Below are 20,639 nucleotides of genomic sequence, written 5' to 3' on the forward strand. Positions count from 1 at the left end.
GCAGCGCCGAATCGCAATATTACGGTTGCCACCCTTAAAAATATGAGGAGTCCTACATGGAACACATCGAACGTGAAGCGATGGAGTTTGACGTAGTGATCGTAGGCGCAGGACCTGCTGGTTTATCTGCTGCGATTAAAATTCGTCAATTAGCGATTGAAAACAACCTACCTGACCTTTCTGTATGTGTTGTTGAAAAAGGCTCCGAAGTAGGTGCGCATATCCTTTCAGGTGCTGTACTTGAACCACGTGCCATCAATGAATTATTTCCAAACTGGAAAGAAGAAGGTGCGCCACTCAATGTTCCTGTAACAGGTGATGAAACCTACTTCTTATTGTCTGATACCAAAGCACAAAAAATGCCGTATTGGATGGTTCCAAAATCAATGCACAACGAAGGAAACTATGTGATTTCCCTCGGTAACGTCGTGCGCTGGTTAGGCCAGAAAGCAGAAGAGCTGGAAGTTTCAATTTTTCCGGGCTTTGCTGCATCCGAGATTCTGTACCATGAAGACGGTACCGTAAAAGGCATTCAAACAGGTGATATGGGCATTGGCAAAAATGGTGAGCCAACACATAATTTCACACCTGGTTATGAACTTCATGCCAAATACACCTTATTCGCTGAAGGCTGCCGTGGTCACCTCGGTAAACGCCTGATTGCAAAATATAACCTTGATAAAGATGCTGATCCGCAACACTACGGTATCGGGATTAAAGAACTTTGGGAAATCGATCCGGCTAAACATAAGCCAGGCTTGGTCATGCATGGTGCGGGCTGGCCATTGTCTGAAACCGGTTCATCGGGTGGCTGGTGGTTATACCACGCTGAAAACAACCAGGTCACTCTGGGCATGATCGTGGATTTATCCTATGAAAATCCGCACATGTATCCATTCATGGAAATGCAACGCTGGAAAACCCACCCAACCATCAAGCAATTCCTTGAAGGTGGCAAACGTATTTCTTACGGCGCACGTGCTGTTGTAAAAGGTGGCTTTAATGCATTACCTAAACTCACTTTCCCAGGCGGTTGCTTGATTGGTGATGATGCCGGTTTCTTGAACTTCTCAAAAATCAAAGGCTCACACACTGCAATGAAGTCAGGTATGTTGTGTGGTGAAGCAGTATTCGAAGCAATTGCTGCGGGTGTTGCCAAAGGTGGCGATCTGGCGATTGCACGTGTGCTTGAAGGCGATGATCATTTCGACAAAGAGCTCACCTCTTATACCGATAAATATAACAATTCTTGGTTAAAAGAAGAGTTATATAACTCACGCAACTTTGGTCCTGCCATGCACAAGTTTGGTCAGTGGATTGGTGGTGCATTTAACTTTATCGATCAAAACATCCTTAAAGTACCGTTCACCTTGCATGATCTTAAACAAGACTTTGCTGCACTGAAAACGGTAGATGCATCAACATTTAAGCCAAACTATCCAAAACCGGATGGCAAGCTCACCTTTGACCGTTTATCTTCAGTTTTCGTATCCAATACGGTACATGAAGAAAATCAGCCAGCTCATTTGAAATTGACTGATCCTTCAATTCCAGTGAACGTTAACCTACCAAAATGGGATGAGCCAGCGCAACGCTACTGCCCTGCGGGTGTTTACGAAATCATGGAAAATGATGACGGTTCTAAACGCTTCCAGATCAATGCTGCCAACTGTGTTCACTGTAAGACCTGTGATATTAAAGACCCATCACAGAACATTACGTGGGTAACGCCTGAAGGCGGTGGTGGTCCGAACTATCCAAATATGTAATTCAAAAACAAAAAATCCGAGTTTAGACTCGGATTTTTTTATGTGCCATGTAATTTAAAAGTCAAAAATCAAACTTAGCCTTTCTGCACCAGATAGCGGTATTCAGTATTGCTGTTTTCATCCAGGTTTTCTTCTTTGAGCAATAACTCATGTCCAAGATGCATACAGAATTTTGGAATATCCCATGAGGTTGACGGGTCTGTGGCAAGCACTTCAACCACATCACCTGACTTGGCTTTGCGAATGGCTTGATGCAACATCATCACAGGTTCAGGGCAACGTAAACCTCGCGTATTGATTTGAACAGCGGGAAGTTTTGGTTGTTCAGACATCATAAAACTCAAATATTCGAATTTTCACATTTTAGCATAAACTGTTCATATAAAAATCATCCGCCCTGTTTTGGAAAACTGTACGTTTTTTACATAGTATTGTTGATGCATATCCGCTTTATCTTCGGTATGATGAAAATCATCTAATTGATATAGAGAGTCTTTAGGAAAGATCATGGTCGAGGAATCCAGTCCGTCGTGGGGTATGCGTGGCTTAAGAAAATGGTTAGGTACCGCACCTGAAACCCGCGATGAATTACTCAAGTTAGTTCAAGACTCACGTCGCTTTTTAGAGCCAGATACTGTTGCCATGCTTGAGGGTGTTCTTGACCTGCCAGCAACAAAGATTCGAGAAGTCATGACACCGCGTACAGCGATCATCAGCTTGCAGGAAGACGATCAATTACTTGATATCCTGCATGTACTGATCGACTCTGCACATTCGCGCTTCCCGGTATTCTCAGCGGATCAAAGCGATAATGTGGTGGGCATCCTGTTAGCGAAAGACCTGTTACCCTTTTTAACTGAGCGTAATGTCAAAGTTGATATTCGTTCATTGATGCGCCAGCCTGTATTTATACCTGAAAGTGCACGTTCGGATCAGGTGCTGCGTATGTTGAAAAATACGCAAACCCATATTGCCATCGTGATTGATGAATATGGCTCAACCTCTGGTCTCGTCACCCTTGAAGATATTCTTGAAGAGATTGTCGGCGAAATCGAAGATGAACATGATATTGCCGATGAAGAAGCCTTATATATCGTTCCGGACAATGACCCGACCACAGCAAATACGTGGATTGTGCAGGCACTTACACCAATCGAACATTTCAACACTATTTTAAATGCAGATTTTTCTGACGATGAAGTTGAAACTATGGGCGGTTTACTGCTGCAAGAAATTGGTTTAGTGAGCGATTTACAAGGTCAAACCATTGAACTTGGCGATTGGCAATTTACCATTATTGAAGCAGATGCACGCACTATTCATCTGATTCGAGCTGTCCGTCAATGAGAACCTATTTTGAGAAGCTGTTAAATTCGTCTCAACCACAAAAACAGCTCCCTTTTATTTTTCCACTGTTGATTGCACTCATTTCGGGTGCAATCTTTAGTTTGGCGCTCGCCCCTTACTATTTCTGGTGGCTGGCAATTTTATCGCCTGCATTACTGTATGCCGTATTGCGCCAGCGGAGTCCCCGTCAGGCCTTTGCGCTCGGTTGGGCCTATGGCTTTGGTTTATGGTTTGTCGGCGCGTTCTGGCTCTACACCTCCATCCATACCTATGGCGATACCAATGCCTTTTTAAGCGTGTTGATGATTGCCTTTATGGCGGCGGCAATGGGCTTGTTTACAGCCTTTCAAACCTGGCTGTATCGTCGCTTTTTCCCCGAGACACCGCTTACATTTGCACCCCTATGGGTGTTGTTTGAGTGGGCCAAGACCTGGGTATTCACCGGTTTCCCGTGGTTATTCGCTGGTTATGCCTTTACTGAACGTCTATTAGATGGTTATGCACCACTGTTTGGTGTGTATGCAGTTTCTTTCGTGGTGATTGTACTGGCCTGTGCCCTGGTGGAGATCTTAAATCGTCGCTGGTTTTGGGCGGTGCCTTCCGCAGTTCTAGTTTTAGGTGCATGGGGTGCTGGATTGATTCAGTTCGTTCAACCCAAAGCCGCCAAGCCCCTGAGTGTGTCTTTAATTCAGGGCAATATTCCCCAAGACCTGAAATGGTTGACTGAATACCAGATCAAGACCTTAGAAATTTACGCCAACCTGACCCGTGCTGAATGGGGCCGTGACCTGATTGTCTGGCCAGAATCCTCCATTCCAATGTTCCAGACCGATATTCCGGAATTTCTGGATGCGATGGCTGCTCAAGCCAAGAAAACAGACAGCGCCTGGGTAACTGGCATTCCCTATTGGGATATGGCCAAGTCACAGCAGGTCGGTGAACCGTTGTATTACAACAGTATTATGGCCTCAGGCAGCGATTCGCATGGTTTGTATAAAAAGCAGCGTCTGGTACCGTTTGGCGAATATATTCCACTATCTGGCATGCTGAAATGGGTTCTGCCTGCAATGCAGAACGATGTCAGCATGAGTGGTTTTACTCGTGGTGAAGCCAATCAGAAACCCTTAGCCGTTAAAGGTCATGCACTGGCAGCCGCCATTTGCTATGAGGTGGCTTATCCCAACCTGACCCGCCGTAATGCATCGGATAGTGACTTTCTCATCACGGTATCCAATGATGCCTGGTTTACAGGCACTGCTGGACCTTGGCAACATTTGCAAATGGTACAAATGCGTGCCAAAGAAAATGGTCGCTGGTTTATTCGTGCCACCAATACCGGTGTGACAGCATTTATCGACCAGAATGGTCATATTGTGAAACAGGCGCCAATGGATGAGGAAGCTGTGCTTCGAGGTGAACTGCCTGCCATGCAGGGACAAACCTTGTATAACCGCTTAAGTGATTATCCAATCCTGATTTTCTCAGTGCTGTTATTGATCGTGGGCTGGATTTACCGTCCACGTAAAGTCGATATTTCCTTTAAATCACGTCGATAAATCACAACAACTTTGTGCCCAGAGGAACCTCAAACTCTGGGACGCAAAGTGCCACCTCTCCTTCCGCATTATGGAAACCTGTGACCAGACATTCTGATTGAATTGGACCAATCTGTTTCTTCGGAAAGTTCACCACAGCCACCACCAGTTTTCCAATCAAGTCTTCAGGCTGATAAAGTTTGGTAATTTGTGCACTGGATTTCCGGATGCCTAATTCCTCACCAAAATCGACCTGTAAGATATAGGCGGGTTTTCGCGCTTCTTTAAATACTTCAGTCTGTACAATCCGACCGACACGCAACTCCACTTTAGTAAAATCATTCCATTCAATTTGTTGCATCTAATTGTTCTCTTCGATTTTTTAGAGTCATATGGAATATAGAGGATCTCTATTTTTAAATAAAGATGCTTATTTTTTACCCACCATTTTAACCCTGCCTGTTTAATGAATTATGCTCTTTATAAAGCCGTATAGGTTTAGGTCAATTAACGTGCCAACATCTCTTCAACAATGCTTGGAACTATTTAATCAGGATATTTCATCTTTTGATCAGGCATTGGCGTTGGTCGCTTTAGAAAGTAAAAAATACAAAACTTCAAAAAGTCTTCTTTTGGTTTTTAACAGATTCCAAATTATTATGCCGTAGTTGTTTTAGCTTTGTTTCTATCGGTCAGCATAACCTTGAGGGTTCGTGCATGCGTATGATACGTCGCATGGGATTAGAATAATTTTCGCTGATATCTGGTTTTCTGTCTGGAGAATTTTCTGGCTGATTGCTTTTCCTGTTCTGCTGCTGGTCTTGCCCACCCTACGCAAAATTAGCTTTCTGTTTGTTTAGGCTGGCTAAATTCAGACAATAAAAAAACGTAGATTTAAAATCTACGTTTTTAACGCTTCAGTTTTAAATGATTTAAAAGCTGATCGAGAATTGCAGGCTTAAATAGGCCACTAGACTGGATAAAAATAGCATCGGAATATAACGATAAGCCTTAAATAAAAATTGCTCATATTTAGAAATCAGGTCAACCCGATGCCAGAGCGTGGTTTTTAAAGCACTTAAAAAGCACAGCACTAACCACGCACTGAACATGCTTAATGCAAAGAAACCAATCATAATCTGGCTACTGCCCTCAGTGGCTTGCCATAAGGTTAACGCACCTTCACTCATCGGCAATAACGCTAAAATGAGCAATACAGATTTAAGCATTGCCCAATGAAACTGATTCAGTTCATCCAACATAAAAAATGCTTTCATCTGATTTCTCACACTTGCGTTCAAAGGTCTGATTTATTATGCAAAGCTTTGATCTAAAGAAACAGCCTATTTTGCTGCATAATTTCTTTTTCTTGTAACTACTAAATATGGGAATAATTCTTATTATAACTCTCACATATTCAATATTTTATTCTATTTTTATTTTTCAACAACTTATAAATTAATTATTAATTAAGAAACATTATCACTTCACTCTCGATTTAATAACTCAAAAGTGAAGTGATATTTTTATTTAATCATTAAGGCTGATAATAAATATCGGCGTCATTACCTTCGCCACCTTCTTTACCATCCGCACCAAACGAATATAAATCAAATGGACGGCCTTCACGACCTGGAATGACATACTGCAAATCATTTTCCCAACTGTCTTTTGGATAGCCACCTTTCACGTAACCACCAGGTAACCAGTTTTTCGCTGTTGCTGGCTGGTTGACCAATGCATCTAAGCCACCATCTTGCATGGATGGGTAACGGCCATTATCTAACTTATATTGATCCAGCGCACCCGCAACACCTTTTAAGGTAATGCTGGTGGTATCGACTTTGGCTTTTTCACCACGACCCATCACGTTCGGAACGATCAGTGCAGCCAGAACACCAAGAATTACAATAACCACCATCACCTCAATGAGGGTAAATCCTGAGCGAGGGTTAACAAAGTGGAACTTTGTCCGAGCGCAAGACGAAGAGCTATGCTCTGAGTCACACGATTCCGCAAGACGAGAAGCTATGCTTTGAGTGCAAGGATTCAAGCTTTGTTCAACATTGTGCTTATTCATTGAATTATTCATATTCATCTCTTTCATGTCACTCATCAGATCATATTGTTCATATTAATAATTGGCAACATTACCGCAATCACAATCACCAATACAATTGCTGCCATAAAAATCAGCATCAAGGGTTCAAGCAAGGCTAGTAACGTAGAAATAAAGGTGGTCACCTCACGGTCCTGCATGGTCGATGCACGATCCAGCATACGATCCAGTTCACCAGAGGCTTCTCCACTTCGGATCATTTGTACCATCATCGGTGGGAAATAACCGCAACGTTCCAGTTGTGTTGCCAAATTCCCCCCTTCTGTTACACGTTCCATCGCCACTTCAATGGCATCACGAATGACCCAGTTATTACTGACTTCGGCGCCAATACGTAAGGCTTCCACCAAAGGTACACCTGAGCGGGTCAAAATGGATAAGGTACTGGCAAAACGTGCTGCATTTATACCACGTGAAAGTTTACCAAATAGTGGCAATCTGAGCGTTAATCGGTCAAATGCATAATGTCCTGCCGTCGTTCTTAAAAACCGGGTAAATAAAATAATGAATACGACGGCAAGAATGAGCATACCGATCCAGGTATGCCGGATAAAGGCACTGGCCTTCATCAAGGCGACCGTAATCCACGGCAAAGCTTCTTTACTTTGTTCAAAGGTCTTGACGATTTCAGGCACCACATAAGTCATCAAGCCCATCACAATGCCGAAAGACATCAACATCAGTACAATCGGATAAATCATCGCACCCTGAACTTTCTTCTGCATGGCAAAACGGTTTTCAGTGTAGTCCGATAACTGATCCAGAATCAGATCCAGGTGGCCTGAACGTTCGCCTGCCGCCACTGTTGCAATGTATAGTTCGGGAAAGCGTCCTGACTGCTGCATCGCTTTTGCCAGTGAATGACCTTCCAGAACTTTGGAACGTACCGCGATCAGTAGATTGCGGACATGCGCTTTTTCACTTTGTTTACTGACGGCACGGAGGGCCTCTTCCAGCGGAACCCCAGCCGCCACCAATACCGAGAGTTGACGTGTCATCAATGCCAGATCATAGGCACTAAAGCTTTTTTTAAACCACGAACGCTGTTGCTGTTTGTCTTTTTGCTCGACCGCATCGACCGCGATCGGGGTCCAGGCTTTATCGCGTAACTGTTGGCGAATCTGGCGTGCGGAATCCCCTTCCAGCACACCTTTATGTTGCTTTCCAGAGGCATCAAGCGCAGTAAATTGATAAGCAGGCATGGTTCTGTTCTAATTGTCCCAAAATAGTCGTTGTTAAGTGCATCCGTGTATGGCCTGAGGAATGTGGTTCCACATGAAATTCATCGACATAACGCATAGCACTTTAGCATAATTCTATGAGATGCCGTCATGCCTTATTTAAGTTGTTTTAAGCGATCATACAACTTAAAAGGCTGAAAATATCAACATACACTTTATATGAATGAAACCGATATGCCGACCCAAAATTCTAGCACTGTTGTTTACCGTATTCGCGTTGCCATACCGGTGTATCTGTATGATACCTTTGATTATACGGTGAGCGCAGCGCAATACGCTCAGGCACAGGTTGGCGCGCGTGTTGCGATTTCATTTGGGCGGCAAAACCTGGTCGGGGTCATCACTGAAAAAGTCAATCCGGACGAAGTCTTTACCGGTCAGTTCAAACTTAAAGCCATTACGGAATTACTCGATCAGGACGCGATTTTAGACCAACAAGTTTTAACTTTGTTGACATGGTCAGCCCAATATTATCAATTTCCGATTGGCGAGGTCATGCAAAGTGCCTTACCCACTTTACTCAGACAAGGTCGTGCCTTAGATATCCTGTTTCATCTATGGATAATCACACCCCATGATGACCCAGCCTCATTATTAAAACGTTCGCAAAAACAATATGATGCCTATCAGGTGTTAAAATTGCATCCGCATGGCACCACTGAAAATGTCTTAAACCTGAGCGGGGTGGAAACCTCGACCCTGAAAGCGCTGGAAAAGAAAGGCCTGGTTGAGTGCTGTCTGGAGCCACATGATTTTACCCCGACACCGGTACAACTGGCACAAGTTCCGTTAACGCCGAATGAAGACCAGAAAAAAGCCATTCAACACATTCTCAAGGCACAACATCATTATCAGGCTTTTTTACTCGATGGTTTGACGGGCAGCGGCAAAACTGAAGTTTATCTGCAAGTGATGCATGAGGTATTAAAACAAGGAAAACAAGTACTGGTGCTGGTGCCAGAAATTGGTCTCACCCCGCAAACCGTTTCACGTTTTAAGTCACGCTTTCATGGTGATATTGCCTTACTTCATTCAGGGCTGAATGACTCAAAACGGCTACAGGCATGGCAACATGCACAAACCGGCAAAGCCTCGATCATAATTGGGACACGCTCTGCAATTTATACTCCATTGCCCAATCTGGGACTGATCATCCTGGATGAAGAACATGACCTCTCGTATAAACAGCAAGAAGGCTTCCGTTACCATACCCGTGATGTTGCCTTATATCGCGGACATTTGCAGAACTGTCCGGTGATACTTGGCTCTGCGACGCCAAGTATCGATAGTTATCATCTGGTTGAATCTGGAAAGCTGGAACTGCTTGAACTGAATCAACGTGCAGGTGTGGCGGTTTTACCGAAAATGCATGTGGTGGATTTAAAGATTGCAAAAAAGCAGCATGGTCTCAGCCAGACCTTGATTCAGCAAATCAAGCAGACCTTAGAGCGTAAAGAACAAGTCCTGATCTTTTTAAACCGACGCGGTTATGCGCCGATCCTGATGTGTGAAAGCTGCGGCTGGCAAGCCAACTGCCCACATTGTGATGCGCACTTTACCCTGCATTCCCAGCCTTACCATTATTTGCATTGTCATCATTGCGGAACCATCAACCGTTTGCCAGACCATTGTCCGGCATGCCAGAAACAGAGTTTGAAAACCATTGGAGCAGGAACGGCGAAGCTTGAGGAACATTTACAGGAACTGTTCCCGCACAATGAGGTAATTCGGGTTGATCGTGACAGTACCAGCCGGGTCGGTAGCTGGCAGAAAATTTATGACCGGATCCAGCAAAACAAACCAAGTATCTTGCTGGGCACGCAAATGCTGGCGAAAGGCCATCATTTCCCGCATGTGACGCTGGTTGCGATTCTGGATATTGATGCGGGCCTGCTCAGTGTTGATCCGCGTGCGCCTGAACGGACTGCACAATTGATTGTGCAGGTGGCCGGACGTGCTGGACGTGGTGAGCATAAAGGCAGTGTCTATTTGCAAAGCTTACGCCCTGATCATCCAATGCTAACCACGCTGATTGAGCATGATTATCGTACCGTTGCCAAACAAATGCTGGCTGATCGCAAAATTGCCATGCTGCCGCCTTATCGTTATACGGTACTGGTTCGGGTGGAATCGAAAGATCGCGACTATAGCCAACACTTTCTAGCGGATATTGCCCAGCAACTTAGAACAATGGCTGGCGATCTGGTTGATATCTGGGGGCCAATCCCTGCACCGATGGAGCGTAAAGCAGGCCGTTATCGTGCGCACATGGTGATTTTATCTACCGATCGGGCAAAACTGCATTTTTATTTGCGTCAATGGTGGCAACAAGTGGTACATTTACCACGACAGCATCAACTCAGGCTTTCCATTGATGTTGATCCACAAGAGTTTAGTTAAGCTAGTTTAGGCGCACCTTATAAAAGCCCCATCATGGATTGGTCTTTTTAAGCTTTACTCATTTGAGTTCGTCTAAACAGAATAGAAAAATTGAGGCATTCGATGTCCTTACTACTCCCCATTATTTTTTTACTGGCTGCGACTTTAATTTTTGTGCCCTTGGCCAAGCGCTACATGGGCACGACAGTTTTAGGTTATCTCATCGCAGGGCTTGTACTTGGTACACATGTTTCTGGACTGATTGCAGATCCTCAACTGATCCAGTCACTGCTCAATCTTGGCATGATGGCGGTCATGCTGTTTCTAGCTCTAAGCTTTCGACCTGTACAACTGTGGCTGGAACGTAAAACTATCCTTAAAAGTACGGGACTACAACTTGCAGTCATCATCCCGCTTTTAGCCGGTGCAGCTTTCCTGCTGTTTCACCAGTTGCAGAGCAGTCTCATTCTTGGCTTTGCACTGGCACTCTCCGCAGTGACTTTAGTGCAGCAACTGCTACAGAACAAACAGCAACTGCATAGCCCGTTGGGGCAAGCCTGTTTAGCCACACTGCAATTTCAGATTTTTATTACCGTGATTCTGATTGCGCTGTTTCCTTTGCTGGAAGATACGGCATCGACAAGACACGGGATTGCTTATTTTGCAGCGATCATTGCCACGATTTCAGGCCTGTTTCTCGCCAGTCGCTATCTGGTGCGTCCAGCCTTCCGCTTTTTAGCACAAAAAAACAGTATTCAACTCATCCCTGTACTGAGCGCCCTGATTATTGTTTCGGTCATTCTGATTATGGATGTTTTGAATATTCATGTCTTGATTGGTGCATTTTTGGCAGGCTTATTACTGGCAGAAACCGAATTTAAAGCTGAAGTTGAACGTATTCTTGCACCTTTTAAAGATGCGGCCATCGGGTTATTCTTTCTCGCGATTGGTCTAGGTCTTTCGCTTGAACCTCTCGCTCAGACGCCGTTACTGATCTTGGGTTCAATCTTTGGGCTGATCCTGATCAAGTCCGGTGTAATTGCAGCCATCCATTATTACCAGCAACGTCATGCCCGACTCAGTACCCTGTTTGCCATCACCTTGGCGCAAAGTGGTGAACTGACCTTTATCTTGCTCAAACTGGCAGAAAGTGAAAATTTACTCGACAAGGCCTTATTACAACCTGCCTTGCTCATCGTCTTCGGCTCGATGTTATTGACGCCGCTGCTGTACTGGCTATTTGATACAGAAATTTTGCCACGATTGCAGAAAAAAGTACCTGTTGCACCTGAAGATGTACCACAACATCCGATTCTGATTGTCGGTTTTGGACGCTTTGGACAAGTGGTTGCTCGCGCTTTACATGCACAGGGCAAACACTTTAGCGTGATTGACAGCAACCAGCCGGATGCTGATTTTATTGAACAATATGGACACCGGTTTTTTGATGCTGATGTGACTCAGGTTGAGAACTTACGTGCTGCCGGAATCGAATATTGCAAACTCCTGATCCTCGCCATTGATGATGTTGAAGACAGTATGAATCTGGCACGTTATCTGCGCTTGAATCATCCGGACCTGACCCTGTTTGTGCGGGCACGCGACCGTCATCATGCGCATTTACTCAATGCTTTAGGCATTCAATATATCTGGCGTGAAACCTATGCCGCTTCACTGGAGATGGCCCAGCAGGCGTTGCTTGAAACGGGGCTGTCAAATCTTGATGCACAAATGCAGATAGAGCGTTTTAAGCAACAGGATGAACTGCTGCTGATCCAGCAACATTGGGTACAGGAACAGCAAGAGGTTATTGAATATTATCCGAGTGCAATTGCAGAACTTGAGTATTTATTTGAAAACACAAAAACTTTGCAGCTAGATCGCACGCGCAGTGATCAAAACACACAAAGTGATGCAAATTCACTCAATGAAACATCTTGAGTTTTAGCAAACTGACACCATTATTGACTGCATACATGCACCTTTTTATAAAGCCCTCAGTGCTTTTCAAAGCAGCGCATTGCTTTGTTTTCCCTGTGCGGGATACTGGAGAAAAATATGTCTGATTTACGCCAACGCTTTTTTATTGAGGACTGCCCTGTTCGCGGTGAAGTGGTGCATCTGGAAGAAGCATTACAAACCATTTTGGCGCAACGCGAATATATGCCTGCAGTACAAAGCCTGTTGGGCGAAATGTTAAGTGCGACTGCATTACTTGCCAGCACACTGAAAATCCGTGGTCGTATTAGCTTACAGATTCAGGCAAGCGGTACCTTTAAATGGGCCATGGCTGAATGTAACCATTTGGGTGAAGTCCGTGCCTTGGCTGATTATGAAGAAGATCCAAGATTTGTCGAAGGTCATGATAGCCGTACGGTACTGGCAGCATTAACCAATCCGGTTCTGTTCATTAATATTGAACCTGAGCACGGCGAACGCTATCAAGGGATCGTACCACTTGATCAACCGACCTTGGCCGGCTGTTTGACACAATATTACGATTTATCGGCGCAGATTCCGACACATATTGTCTTGGCGACCAACAGCAAACGTTCAGGCGGCTTATTGATTCAGCTACTTCCGCGTAATGATGAAGAAGAACAAAAACTGGTCGACGAAGATCTATGGCCTCGTCTGACCATGCTCACTGAAACCTTGAAACCGGAAGAGCTGACCGACCTGTCAGCCAATGAAATCCTCTATCGTTTATATAACGAAGAAGAAGTGCGTTTGCCTGAAGTTGAGCAGTTAAAGTTTGGTTGTACCTGTTCAAAAGAGCGCTGTGCCAATGCCCTGATTCAGATTGGTGTAGATGCAGTGCATGAAACTTTAGAAGCACAAAATCCGATCCAGATGGATTGCCAGTTCTGTAATACACGCTATGAATTTACGGCAGAAGAAGCCTTGGCTTTATTTGGTGAACATTTAAGTTAATTCATTCAATGTTGAAAATAAAAAAAGACGGGCTTCCGTCTTTTTTTATTTTGTATTAAGGTCTACCCGATAAAACAATGTTCAAATCTCCTTATAATACCGACCTTATGATTACGCTATGAATTACTTCGAATATGTACTGTTTATTGTGAGTGTAGTGGTGCTGATCGCCACGCCGGGGCCTGTCATGATTCTGGTGGCCAGTGCCGGACTCAAAGGCGGTTATAAAAAAGCGTTACACACCATCTTTGGAACCAACTTTGCCTCTCTAATCCTGATTTTTATTTCAGTGCTGATTCTCAAAGGCTTTCTCAGCATTGATGAAAACTACCTGAAAGCTATTCGGGTATTCGGTTGCCTTTATATTGCCTATCTCGGTTATAGCATTATTAAAGAAGTCATTCAGGCGCCGCATCCTACTGCAATTCAAACCATATCGGCACAAAATGGCGGTTTTAACAAAGGCTTTCTGGTCGGCATCTCCAATCCCAAAGATATTATTTTTTTCTCGGCATTTTTCCCGCAGTTTATTTCAATTTCACCCAATATCAATTTTAGTCTCAGTCTATTGACGGTGACCTGGATTATTCTGGATTTCCTGACCTTATCTTTGGTGTATCTATTCTTCCGCCGCCTTTCACAGAGCAGTGTTTATCCAAAAATTCTCGGTTTATGCGGTGCCTTGCTGGTCTTGATTGCACTGTATGGTCTGATCGAAACCTTTATCTAGACGTTCAACCAAGCCAAATAAAATTATTTACACGCTCTTTTCTGATTCAAACAGAACAAGTCTTATACAATCGAATCCATTGAAATCTCTTGGATTCGTTTCATAATGAAAGAAACACAACATTATTATATTTAAAGATCATGGCAAAAAATTATTATGAAGAGCTAGGTGTTTCCAGAGATGCCTCAGCAGATGAAATCAAAAAAGCTTATCGGAAACTGGCGCGTAAATATCATCCTGACATTAGTAAAGAAGCCGATGCGGAAGCCAAAATGCAGGCGATCAATGTCGCCTATGACACCTTGAGCGATAGCAGCAAAAAAGCTGAATATGATCAGATGCTGGATCACCCTCAAGGCTTTTCCAACTTTGGCCAAGGCAACCAAAGTGGTTTCGATGGTGCGCAGTTCTATCGCCAGAGTTCAGGTGAAGGAGCAGATTTTAGTGGTTTTGAAGACCTGTTTGGCCGTTTCGGTTCAGGCTTTGGCGGCGGGCAACAACGCTCTCAACGCCAACAGCGTAGTTATCGTGGTGAAGATCAACATGCCAGCATTCAGGTCGATCTAGAGATTGCCTACCACGGTTCAACCCAGCAAATCACATTACAAATTCCGACTTATAATGTCTATGGTGAACCTGAGGTTCAACGCAAAATCTTAGAAGTTAAAATTCCAAAAGGCATGAAGGAAGGTCAGCAAATCCGTCTCAATGGTCAAGGCCAGAGTGGCATCAATGGCGGTGCAAATGGCGATCTTTATATCGAAATTCAGTATAAAGATACTGACCGGATTCGTGTTGAAGGCGCTGACGTCTATCAAACCATTGATGTCAGCCCTTGGGAAGCGGGTTTGGGACAAGGTATCGAGGTCAATACCCCTGCTGGACAGCTCAAGGTCAACTTGCCGAAAAACGCCAAGAACGGGCAGCAATTACGTTTAAAAGAGAAAGGCATTCCCAACAAGACTGCGGGAAATCTGTACCTGATTATCAATATTGTTTTACCGCCAGCGCACAGTGAGCAAGAGCAACAGGCTTATCAACAATTTGCCGAAGCCTTTGCTGCATTTAAACCTCGTGCCTCATAAGGAGTAAGATCATGACAACGATTCAATACAAAGAAATTCAATATGACGGTCACTGCCAAGTTGAAATCATTGATGAACAATTGGCACTTGATCTTGAACACTTTGCCGAAGCATGTGGTCAAAGTACCGACTGGGTCCTCAAGCTGATTGATTATGATATTTTGCAGATCTCTGTCGATCCGCAAAGCTATCAGTTTATTGGTGAAGATGTCAGCCGTGCCAGACGTGCCTATCGCTTGCAACGCGACTTTGATGCCAGCCTGTCAGCTGTAGCCGTGATGCTGGATTTAATCAATGAAGTGCAACAGCTACGTAAACAGCTCAAACATTTTCATTAAAGGATTTAGTATGACCAAGTTCAAACTATTTTAACTTGGTCATTTTCTCCACTTCTTTCAACGTTTGCTTAATCGGTTCGTAGTCTAGGAACCATAGCAGATTCAGATTACGCTGCTTATGTTGCTGTGCCAGCAAATCAATCACACTCCGCTCACCACGCCCAACCAGATGCTGACGATAGAAATAATATAGTAGCAATACCGTACTCATCAGCATCACCCCCAGCATTATCCAGAACCCGACCGGCGATTTCAGCCCGGGAATAAACTCAAAATTCATCCCATAGATACCCGTTAATAAGGTCAAAGGCGCAAAAATGGCGGTGATAATCGCCAAGATACGCATATTTTCATTGGTCTGGTTGGCAATCGCAGAAAAATGCAAATCGATAGCCGACTGAATCGCATTACGCAAGCGTAAGCTATGTTTCTGTACCCGCTCAACATGACTCATCAAATCATTCAAACGTACCAGCAAGATATCTTGTGCCTTATGCTTATGCTCACCCACGACATGATGATAATTATCCACCAGCTCATCTCTAAACTCCTGCAAGGTTTCAATCTGTTCCTCACATAAATTTTCGATTTGCTGGAATGCCATGTCTTCATGAAATAACTGATGCCATTGCTTAAAACGACGATTGCCCTGTAACAATTGCTGTTGCCAATATTCCACCCGACGGGTGAGCGGAGTCCGTAGATTCAGATAACCATCAATCATGCTATTCAGTAAACGCAAGCATAAATCTGCAGGTGTGGCAGGCAATTTACGCGGTTTATTCTGCTCGGCGATCGGACGTCCCATAATGGTTTGAATACGCTGAATATAACTCTCTACTGCCTGATTGCCCTGCTCCCTGACACTGACCAAAATCGTAGGGGTCAGGATAAAACTCATCGGTGTGGTGGCAAGTCCAAATACGCTCTCATGGGATTCCAGCACATTCTCGCTTTCAAGAATCTGGTCATCTGGGCTAATGAGTTTACGGAACACCAGCAGGTCATATTCTTCTACGGTATCAAAAGCACAAGGATGCTCGATATTGAGCAAGTCGCGCATATGAAATTCGTTCAAGACCAATCCGGTATGCTGACCAATATCGCTTTGCCAGGTCTCGGTATGATTGACCAGATCCTGCCTTAAACTATCGACCCACAAAAATTCCAGCGCATGTTCTGCTTGTTGTTCTGTACTAATAAAAATTGTATTTTCGCTGTTATGACGATAAAAATAATAAAGCTGCATAGGACAAGATGAATTTGGATAGCTATTGAAATGCTGCCATGAAGCGTCATAAAAAGCTATCGCTATTCAAACCACCGCGTTACGGTGCCATAAAAAAAGCCTCACAAGGAGGCTTTTTGAACAGATCAAAGATTATGCATCTTCTTTAACGATCCCGTGCTTTAACGCCAGATCAAGTTGTTCTTTATCTAATGCTTTATCCCATTTCGCAACCACGATCGTTGCACATGCATTTCCGACCAGGTTGGTTAATGCACGACATTCAGACATGAAACGGTCAATCCCTAGAATCAGTGCCATCCCTGCGACTGGAATCGCGGGTACCACTGAAAGTGTCGCCGCCAAGGTAATGAAACCTGCGCCAGTGATCCCTGCTGCACCTTTAGAGCTCAGCATCGCCACCAATAGAATGGTGATCTGCTGAGTCAGCGTCAATTCAATATTACAGGCCTGCGCGATAAATAAGGCTGCCAAGGTCATGTAAATATTGGTGCCATCCAGATTGAAGGAATAGCCTGTCGGAATCACCAGACCAACCACCGATTTCTCACAGCCCGCCTTTTCCATTTTCGCCATCAATGAAGGTAATGCGGCTTCAGATGAACTGGTCCCGAGTACCAACCAGAGTTCATCTTTAATATAACGGATCAGATCAATAATCGAGAAACCGTTATAGCGTGCAACAGCGCCCAGAATGACGATCACAAACAGTAATGCGGTAATATAGAAGGTCGCGATCAGCAACATCAGATTACCAATCGAACCGATACCGTACGCACCAATGGTAAAGGCCATGGCACCAAATGCACCAATCGGCGCGAACTTCATCAACATTCCCACCAAGGTAAACACAGGATTGGTCAGTTGTTGAAGAAAGTCTGTGACTGGACGACCTAAATCCCCTGATTTTGCCAAAGCCAAACCAAATAATACGGCAACGAATAGCACTTGAAGAATCTGTCCCGATACGAATGGGCTGACCAGCGTATCCGGAATAATATTCATCAAGAAGCCGGTGATTGAAGACTCATGTGCTTTGGCAGCATATTCATCGACTTTGGTGCTGTGCAAGGTGCTTGGATCAATATTTAAGCCATGACCCGGCTCAATAACATTACCGACAATCAAACCGACAATTAAGGCCAGGGTCGAAAAGGTCAGAAAGTAGATCATTGCCTTCCCGGTCACCCGTCCAACACTGCCGAGATTTTTCATGCCAGCAATACCAGTGACCACCGTTAAAAAAATCACAGGGGCAATGATCATTTTTACCAGTTTAATGAAGGCTTCGCCTAGCGGCTTCAAGCTTTCACCAAACTCAGGAAAAAAATGACCAAGTAGTATCCCCGCAACAATTGCGAAGATCACCTGTACATAGAGAATTTGATAGAACTTTGGTTTTTTGGGAGGCTGTTGGTCATCTTGACCTGCGGCTACATGATCGACAAGCATGTGCAATATTCCTTCATATTGAGATGAACAAATAGACTTCCGACTGTCTATCTAAGACCACATAAATACGGCAGGCACGGAAATTTGGGGAATTCTACGTTAATTGCAGGGCTCACATTTAAAACCTTAGACTAATGTCTAATATAAAGAAATTTTATGTTTACAGTTTCAACTTCTTATACTCATAACAATCATTAACTTAATAAAAAAAGCGCATTGTTTACACAATGCGCTTTTTGAGTCAAAAGACTAAGCTAGCTTATGCTTGCTCGATATCTTTCATTGTCAACTTGATACGACCACGGTTGTCGACATCAGCAACCTGTACTTTCAATTCCTGACCTTCTTTCAATACGTCAGTCACGTTGGCAATACGCTCATTTGAGATTTGCGAAATGTGAAGCAAGCCATCAGTACCTGGCATGATATTAACGAACGCACCAAATTCAACGATACGGATGACTTTACCGTCGTAGATCTTGCCTGGTTCAACTTCTGCAGTAAGTGCCTGGATTTTTGCAATCGCAGCACGCGCAGCAGCTTTAGTTTCACCAAATACGCGCACAGTACCATTGTCTTCGATATCAATCGCAGCTTTGGTTTCTTCTGTGATGGCACGAATCGTAGCACCACCTTTACCAATCACATCACGGATCTTGTCTGGATTGATGTTAATCACTTCAAATGTTGGCGCATTGGCACTGATTTCAGCACGCGCACGTGAAATGACTTTATTCATTTCATTGAGGATGTGCATACGGCCTGCAAATGCCTGGTTTAATGCAACTTCCATGATTTCTTCAGTGATACCTTCGATCTTGATATCCATTTGAAGTGCAGTAATACCGTTTGCAGAACCGGCAACTTTAAAGTCCATATCACCTAAGTGATCTTCATCACCCAAGATGTCAGAAAGAACTGCAAAACGCTCACCTTCTTTCACCAAGCCCATTGCAATACCTGCAACTGGTGCTTTAAGCGGAACACCTGCATCCATAAGTGATAATGAAGCACCACATACAGAAGCCATTGAAGATGAACCGTTAGATTCAGTGATGTCAGAAACGATACGAATCACGTACGGGAAGCGATCAGCTGCCGGAAGAACGGCTTGAACACCACGACGTGCTAAACGGCCATGACCGATTTCACGGCGCTTAGGACCAGATTCACGACCGGTTTCACCGACAGAGTATGCTGGGAAGTTATAGTGCAACATGAAGTTGTCAGTTTTGGTACCCGCAAGGGTATCTACCATCAACGCATCACGCGTGTTACCCAAAGTGGTTGTAACCAACGCCTGAGTTTCACCACGTGTAAATAATGCAGAACCGTGTGCACGGTCTAATACACCTACTTGTACGTCGATACCACGAACAGTTTTGGTATCACGACCATCAATACGTGGCTTACCTGACAAGATGTTGTCACGTACGGTACGGTATTTAAGGTCTTCAAATAATTCATTAACTTCGTCAGCAATACCCGTTTCATCATTTTCAGGAACGAACTGAGCAACTGCTTCTGCATAAAGTGCATCAAGTGCCGCATAACGGTCTTGTTTGACTGCAATGGTATATGCTTCAGAAATCTTCGCTTCGAAAGCTGCTTTTAATTGCTCAAGAAGCACTTCGTTTTTGCTTGGAGCAACCCAAGTTGATTCAACTGCGCCCGCAGCAGCAGCAAATTCTTTAATCGCTTGAATTGCGATTTGCATTTCGTCATGACCGAACAGAACAGCACCAAGCATCTGGTCTTCTGAAAGTTCTTTCGCTTCAGACTCAACCATCAATACTGCAGATTCAGTACCTGCAACCACAAGGTCAAGGTCAGATTGTGCAAGTTGTTCAAAGTTCGGGTTAAGAACATATTCACCGTTGATTAAACCAACACGCGCACCGCCGATTGGACCACGGAATGGGGTACCGGCAATTGACAATGCAGCAGAAGTACCGAGCATTGCAGCAATATCGGCATCCATGGTTTTGTCAGAAGAAACAACAGTTGCTGTAACTTGAATTTCGTTGAAGTAACCTTCCGGGAACAACGGACGGATTGGACGGTCGATCAGACGTGAAATCAACGTTTCAGCTTCTGAGGCACGGCCTTCACGCTTACCGTAACCACCCGGGATACGACCAGCAGCATATTGTTTTTCTTGGTAGTTAACAGTCAACGGGAAAAAGTCTTGACCCGCTTTTGCTTTAGGTTGGGCAACCACTGCAACCAGAACAGTTACGCCACCCATGGTCACTAACACTGTATTGGCTTGACGTGCAACACGACCCGTTTCTAAAACAACCTGATGTTGACCGAATTGGAATTCTTTACGAATGATATTAAACATTGACATGTATTATATTTTCCTAGTTTTATTCTAGTGAGACCCCTAAGGTTTGGCATTCAGACCACCACTAGCGTGTGGATAAATGACAAAGCTTAGAAGCCATCGCACTAGATC

Annotated in this window: 18 protein-coding genes; 10 read left to right on the forward strand and 8 right to left on the reverse strand. The window is 44.2% G+C overall.

Annotated elements, in window-relative coordinates:
• Positions 1 to 56 precede the first annotated feature (56 nt).
• Positions 57 to 1,769 (forward strand): electron transfer flavoprotein-ubiquinone oxidoreductase, encoded by a 1,713-nt coding sequence (locus ACINWC323_RS05195; protein WP_005280786.1) that lies wholly within the window; start codon positions 57 to 59, stop codon positions 1,767 to 1,769.
• A 74-nt stretch (positions 1,770 to 1,843) separates the two neighbouring features.
• On the opposite strand, the gene tusA is transcribed toward ACINWC323_RS05195, so the two are convergent.
• Positions 1,844 to 2,101 (reverse strand): sulfurtransferase TusA, encoded by a 258-nt coding sequence (gene tusA / locus ACINWC323_RS05190; protein ID WP_005226520.1) that lies wholly within the window; start codon positions 2,099 to 2,101, stop codon positions 1,844 to 1,846.
• A 175-nt stretch (positions 2,102 to 2,276) separates the two neighbouring features.
• Between tusA and ACINWC323_RS05185 the strand changes: the two genes are divergently transcribed.
• Both ACINWC323_RS05185 and lnt read left to right on the forward strand, forming a co-directional pair.
• Positions 2,277 to 3,116 (forward strand): CorC family transporter, encoded by an 840-nt coding sequence (locus ACINWC323_RS05185; RefSeq protein ID WP_009514186.1) that lies wholly within the window; start codon positions 2,277 to 2,279, stop codon positions 3,114 to 3,116.
• Positions 3,113 to 4,672, forward strand: a complete 1,560-nt coding sequence (gene lnt, locus ACINWC323_RS05180) for an apolipoprotein N-acyltransferase (RefSeq protein WP_005226518.1) — start codon at positions 3,113 to 3,115, stop codon at positions 4,670 to 4,672. The genes ACINWC323_RS05185 and lnt overlap by 4 nt, the downstream gene beginning before the upstream one ends.
• Before the next feature lies 1 nt (position 4,673).
• Here the strand turns inward: lnt and ACINWC323_RS05175 are convergent, their stop codons facing one another.
• Positions 4,674 to 5,012 (reverse strand): tRNA-binding protein, encoded by a 339-nt coding sequence (locus tag ACINWC323_RS05175; protein WP_009514180.1) that lies wholly within the window; start codon positions 5,010 to 5,012, stop codon positions 4,674 to 4,676.
• A gap of 352 nt (positions 5,013 to 5,364) precedes the next feature.
• On the opposite strand from ACINWC323_RS05175, the gene ACINWC323_RS19885 reads away from it, so the two are divergent.
• Positions 5,365 to 5,511: a DUF2798 domain-containing protein gene (locus ACINWC323_RS19885; RefSeq protein ID WP_349303596.1), complete on the forward strand. Its 147-nt coding sequence runs from the start codon at positions 5,365 to 5,367 to the stop codon at positions 5,509 to 5,511.
• A gap of 72 nt (positions 5,512 to 5,583) precedes the next feature.
• On the opposite strand, the gene ACINWC323_RS05170 is transcribed toward ACINWC323_RS19885, so the two are convergent.
• The 3 genes from ACINWC323_RS05170 to gspF all read right to left on the reverse strand — a co-directional run bounded on the left by ACINWC323_RS05170 (position 5,584) and on the right by gspF (position 7,972).
• The gene (locus ACINWC323_RS05170) at positions 5,584 to 5,928 is read right to left on the reverse strand and encodes a hypothetical protein (RefSeq protein WP_009514344.1); all 345 of its coding nucleotides are present in this window, start codon (positions 5,926 to 5,928) and stop codon (positions 5,584 to 5,586) included.
• A gap of 260 nt (positions 5,929 to 6,188) precedes the next feature.
• Positions 6,189 to 6,767 carry a type II secretion system major pseudopilin GspG gene (gene gspG / locus ACINWC323_RS05165; protein ID WP_081401860.1) on the reverse strand — a complete coding sequence of 193 codons (579 nt, stop codon included), beginning with the start codon at positions 6,765 to 6,767 and terminating at the stop codon, positions 6,189 to 6,191.
• Positions 6,767 to 7,972: a type II secretion system inner membrane protein GspF gene (gspF, locus tag ACINWC323_RS05160; protein ID WP_009514274.1), complete on the reverse strand. Its 1,206-nt coding sequence runs from the start codon at positions 7,970 to 7,972 to the stop codon at positions 6,767 to 6,769. The genes gspG and gspF overlap by 1 nt, the downstream gene beginning before the upstream one ends.
• 213 nt (positions 7,973 to 8,185) lie before the next feature.
• Here gspF and ACINWC323_RS05155 point away from each other — a divergent pair, with 213 nt between their 5' ends.
• From ACINWC323_RS05155 to ACINWC323_RS05130, 6 genes are all read left to right on the forward strand, one after another.
• Positions 8,186 to 10,411, forward strand: coding sequence for a primosomal protein N' (locus tag ACINWC323_RS05155; RefSeq protein ID WP_009514177.1), 2,226 nt, complete (start codon positions 8,186 to 8,188; stop codon positions 10,409 to 10,411).
• 102 nt (positions 10,412 to 10,513) lie between these two features.
• Positions 10,514 to 12,331: a cation:proton antiporter domain-containing protein gene (locus ACINWC323_RS05150; RefSeq protein ID WP_009514334.1), complete on the forward strand. Its 1,818-nt coding sequence runs from the start codon at positions 10,514 to 10,516 to the stop codon at positions 12,329 to 12,331.
• A gap of 117 nt (positions 12,332 to 12,448) precedes the next feature.
• Complete coding sequence (gene hslO, locus ACINWC323_RS05145; protein WP_005280808.1) at positions 12,449 to 13,324, forward strand: Hsp33 family molecular chaperone HslO; 876 nt, start codon at positions 12,449 to 12,451, stop codon at positions 13,322 to 13,324.
• A 118-nt stretch (positions 13,325 to 13,442) separates the two neighbouring features.
• Positions 13,443 to 14,054: a LysE family translocator gene (locus ACINWC323_RS05140; RefSeq protein WP_009514139.1), complete on the forward strand. Its 612-nt coding sequence runs from the start codon at positions 13,443 to 13,445 to the stop codon at positions 14,052 to 14,054.
• A gap of 140 nt (positions 14,055 to 14,194) precedes the next feature.
• Positions 14,195 to 15,139: a DnaJ C-terminal domain-containing protein gene (locus ACINWC323_RS05135; protein WP_009514276.1), complete on the forward strand. Its 945-nt coding sequence runs from the start codon at positions 14,195 to 14,197 to the stop codon at positions 15,137 to 15,139.
• A gap of 11 nt (positions 15,140 to 15,150) precedes the next feature.
• Positions 15,151 to 15,477 (forward strand): chaperone modulator CbpM, encoded by a 327-nt coding sequence (locus ACINWC323_RS05130; RefSeq protein ID WP_009514272.1) that lies wholly within the window; start codon positions 15,151 to 15,153, stop codon positions 15,475 to 15,477.
• Positions 15,478 to 15,502: 25 nt separating this feature from the next.
• Here the strand turns inward: ACINWC323_RS05130 and ACINWC323_RS05125 are convergent, their stop codons facing one another.
• From ACINWC323_RS05125 to pnp, 3 genes are all read right to left on the reverse strand, one after another.
• Positions 15,503 to 16,726, reverse strand: a complete 1,224-nt coding sequence (locus ACINWC323_RS05125) for a magnesium transporter CorA family protein (RefSeq protein ID WP_009514215.1) — start codon at positions 16,724 to 16,726, stop codon at positions 15,503 to 15,505.
• 132 nt (positions 16,727 to 16,858) lie between these two features.
• Positions 16,859 to 18,178 carry a dicarboxylate/amino acid:cation symporter gene (locus ACINWC323_RS05120; RefSeq protein WP_009514305.1) on the reverse strand — a complete coding sequence of 440 codons (1,320 nt, stop codon included), beginning with the start codon at positions 18,176 to 18,178 and terminating at the stop codon, positions 16,859 to 16,861.
• Between the two features lie 259 nt (positions 18,179 to 18,437).
• Complete coding sequence (pnp, locus tag ACINWC323_RS05115) at positions 18,438 to 20,525, reverse strand: polyribonucleotide nucleotidyltransferase (protein ID WP_171062215.1); 2,088 nt, start codon at positions 20,523 to 20,525, stop codon at positions 18,438 to 18,440.
• Positions 20,526 to 20,639: the final 114 nt, after the last annotated feature.

This window comes from Acinetobacter sp. WC-323 (genome assembly GCF_000314615.1).
Taxonomy (GTDB): domain Bacteria; phylum Pseudomonadota; class Gammaproteobacteria; order Pseudomonadales; family Moraxellaceae; genus Acinetobacter; species Acinetobacter courvalinii.